Source organism: Segatella copri, assembly GCF_009494835.1.
Classification (GTDB): domain Bacteria; phylum Bacteroidota; class Bacteroidia; order Bacteroidales; family Bacteroidaceae; genus Prevotella; species Prevotella copri_F.
Genome location: NZ_VZBE01000028.1, coordinates 1 through 2722, shown reverse-complemented (window position 1 = coordinate 2722; position 2722 = coordinate 1). Strand labels below are relative to the sequence as shown.

The window sequence follows — 2722 nt, the reverse complement described above, 5'->3', positions numbered from 1 at the left end:
AGTTGGATGAAGAGACAAATGTTTCATCAGGTGAGTTGTAACATCCTCAATACATGAGCCACCACAAAGATATACGCACATCAGAGAGCGTAGAATCTCGCTATATTGATAACCAAACATAGTGCATCTCAATCCCAAGGTGGAATCTATGGTTTGAGCTAAAAGAGCATCAAATTGCTCCATAATCGAAAAAAATCCCCCAAAAGGAGTGAGTTTCTCAGATTTAATTTGTATCTTTGCCATGTCATATTAGAGTTTTGCTTGTCTTCTTTTCGCAACACTAAGGTAAGTGAAAATTCTGACATGGCAAAATCCTGGGTAACTTTTTGTTGCTCAGGCACTTATAAATAATGTTAAACTATAGTGTTGCGGAATTAAGGAACATGAAAAAAAACAGAAAAAAGCAAATCGTAGTTTTGTGTATAGCTTTAGTTTGCATCTTCATCTTGGTGTTCTCATTGTCCCATAAATCAGCTACAAAAGGTAGCGCGAATCCTCCATTAACAGATGTTTTGACTGATAGCATTTCTCAGATTGTCTCGGCTTGTCCTGGTGAAATTGGTGTGGCGGTTATTATTAATAACACAGATACGGTTAGTGTTAATAATAAAAGCATTTATCCTATGATGAGTGTATTTAAGGTTCATCAGGCATTAGCTCTTTGCAATGATTTTGACAAAAAAGGCCTTTCCCTTGATACCTTGGTAAAGATAAATAGGGAAAAACTTGATCCAAAGACATGGAGCCCTATGATGAAAGATTATTCAGCACCAGTTATATCGTTGACAGTAAGAGATCTGTTGCGCTATACTCTTTCCCAGAGCGACAATAATGCAAGCAATATCATGTTTAAGAATATGCTCAATACTGCACAAACAGACAGTTTTATAGCGAAACTCATACCACATTCGAGTTTTCAGATAGCTTATACAGAAGAGGAAATGTCCGCTGACCATGACAAAGCTTACTCTAATTACACATCTCCTCTTGGTGCTGCAATGTTGATGAATCGTTTGTTTACAGAAAGTCTTATCAGTAATGAGAAACAAGATTTCATTAAGAATGCATTGAAAGAATGTAAAACAGGTATAGATAGGATAGTAGCTCCACTTCTTGATAAAGAAGGGGTTGTAATAGCACATAAGACAGGTTCTGGTAATGTCAATGAAAATGGTATTCTTGCAGCTCAGAATGATGTAGCCTATATATGTCTGCCTAATAAGGTCTGCTATACCTTAGCTGTATTTGTTAAGGATTTCAAGGGAAATGAATCACAAGCGTCACAATTTGTTGCGCATATATCAGCGGTAGTATATTCTTTATTAATCAATACTGCGTTAAATTAATATTTAATCGTCTGTAAATCAATAACTTATATTAAGAAGTGCTTATGAAAACTTAACTGTAAAAAGTTGGTCAAGTCGCTGATTTTCAGTAACTTTGTAGATCACGACAAATACAATATTACATGAATACAGGACTTGACCAATATATGGATATCTTTAAAGATGCAGTTGAAGATTCAGCTGCAAAGATAACAAAAAGTTTCGAGAAAATACTCATCGAGGTGATAATTTTGTTCATGGTAATACCAAGAAAGATAAATTTCACCCAAATGGGGAGGTATGGCTTGCATGTTGAGCAAACCTATCGCAACGCATTCGGCTTGAAAAAGTCGAAGTGCATTGATTGGCTCAAACTTAATGTCTCACTTGCCAAGCGCTTCTTGGGTAAACAGGGAAGATGGGCTATTGCCATTGATCCCAGCTACATCAGTAAAGCTGGCAAGAAAACACCACATATCGGTCGTTTTTGGTCAGGATGTGCTCAGTCTGTTAAACATGGTCTCGAAATCATGGGTATTGGACTCATTGATATTGATACCAAAGACTGCATGATGTTAAGAGCCCACCAGTCGCTAAATAATAAAGAACTGAGTCTTAGAAACAAGACTATGGTAGATTTCTATATCAGCGTCATTAAGCGTTACCGCAAGGAACTTCTTAAACTCTCAACCCTCATAGTTGCAGATGCTTACTTCTCTACAAGTACATTTGTTAATGGGATAAAGAAAGAAGGTTTCTCTTTGATAAGCCGCTTTCGTGACAATGCTTGTCTCTTTTATGTCTATACTGGTCCACGTACTGGAAAACGTGATCGCCCCAAGACCAAGGATGGCAAGATTGATATGAAGAATCTTGACCTCACTCGAATGGAGAAGATGGAGATGAAAGATATAGAAGGAACAGCTTATACTTTGATTGCCTATTCCAAGGCACTCAAGTGTAAAGTTAGACTTGTCATCTGGCAGATGCCGAATGGCAAGAAGAAACTATTCTTCTCTACAGACACCTCACTTTCGGGTGAAGAGGTACTTCTTTATTATAGAACCAGGTTTCAGATCGAATTTTGCTTTCGTGACGCCAAAGGCTATACTGGTCTTATGGACTGCCAGGCTCGCGATAAGTGGAAACTCGATTTTGCTTTCAATGCTTCGTTCACATCACTAAATGTTGCCAAGGTAACTATGAAGGAGATGGGAATGGAATATTCTATGTCTTCATTCAAGTCACTGATGACCAACATTTATCTGGTGAAACGAATTTTTAAAGCAAGCGGGTACACCCCGAACCGAACTTTAATTAGCAAGATTTTCAAAGATCTCTCGTGCTTACAGCGTATAGCTGCTTAGCACATTATTGAATTATTAACGAACTATTGT

The 2722-nt window shown here is 37.6% G+C and carries 2 protein-coding genes and 1 pseudogene; 2 read left to right on the top strand and 1 reads right to left on the bottom strand.

Annotated elements, in window-relative coordinates; all coding sequences use genetic code 11:
* Positions 1-243 (bottom strand): annotated as a pseudogene (locus F7D47_RS05155) (IS1380 family transposase); the annotation flags it as partial.
* Between the two features lie 140 nt (positions 244-383).
* On the opposite strand from F7D47_RS05155, the gene F7D47_RS05150 reads away from it, so the two are divergent.
* Both F7D47_RS05150 and F7D47_RS05145 read left to right on the top strand, forming a co-directional pair.
* On the top strand, positions 384-1346 hold the full coding sequence (locus F7D47_RS05150; RefSeq protein ID WP_118201919.1) for a CfxA family broad-spectrum class A beta-lactamase: 963 nt from the start codon (positions 384-386) through the stop codon (positions 1344-1346).
* 236 nt (positions 1347-1582) lie between these two features.
* Complete coding sequence (locus F7D47_RS05145; protein ID WP_437181895.1) at positions 1583-2692, top strand: transposase; 1110 nt, start codon at positions 1583-1585, stop codon at positions 2690-2692.
* Positions 2693-2722: the final 30 nt, after the last annotated feature.